This is a genomic window from Corynebacterium sp. AOP12-C2-36 (assembly GCF_052379185.1).
GTDB lineage: Bacteria > Actinomycetota > Actinomycetes > Mycobacteriales > Mycobacteriaceae > Corynebacterium.
On record NZ_JBQSYJ010000074.1, the window covers coordinates 1 to 776 of the forward strand.

1 protein-coding gene is annotated in these 776 nt (G+C 61.9%); it reads left to right on the forward strand.

Annotated elements, in window-relative coordinates:
- A partial coding sequence (locus ACT3UN_RS16515) for an IS1634 family transposase (RefSeq protein WP_444657668.1) occupies positions 1 to 762 on the forward strand: 762 nt, incomplete at its 5' end.
- Between the last annotated feature and the right edge of the window lie 14 nt (positions 763 to 776).

Sequence of the window (776 nt, forward strand, 5' to 3'; positions counted from 1 at the left end):
GCCGACGCCGGGATGATCAGTGAGGCCAACCGGCGGGACCTGGACGCCGCCGGCCTGTCATATGTCCTGGGTGGCAAGACCAGGGAGTTGCCGTACCCGATCTGGAAGTGGCGCAACGACCATCCCGGGGTCGAGTACACCCACGATCAGATCTGGGTCAGCCGGGATCCCGGCGACCCGGCCAAGGGGATCCGACCGTCACGGACGATCTACCACTACTCCGCCGACCGAGCCCGCCGGACCGTCAAGGGGATTGACGAGTCACTGCGCAAGGCCCGCAACATCGCAGAAGGAAAGACCCCGGTCAAGCGCAACCGGTACGTGAAAATGGGAAAGACGACCAAGGAAGTCAACCTCGAACTCGCTTCCCAGCACCGCGAGCTGGCAGGGATCAAAGCCTACGTGACCAGCAGGTTGGATGAGGATCCGATGGTGATCATCGGCTATTACCGGCGGTTGTTTCAGATTGAGCGGTCATTCCGGATGGCGAAGTCGGATCTGAAGGCCCGACCGATCTTCCACACGCTCAAGCAGTCGATTGATGCTCACCTGACGGTGGTGATGGCGGCGTTGGCGGTGGGTCGTTGGCTGGAGTCGGCATCGGGGTGGTCGTTGAAGAAACTGGTGCAGACGCTGCGTGGTTACCGGGAGATGCGGATCAATGTCGGCGGGCACGAGGCGGTCGCGGCAGTGCCGCTACCGCCGGAGTTAGTAGAAATCGTGAGCGATATTCGGCGCCGTGCCGTGGGAACACCGTACTAATCTGAGCCAAGTCA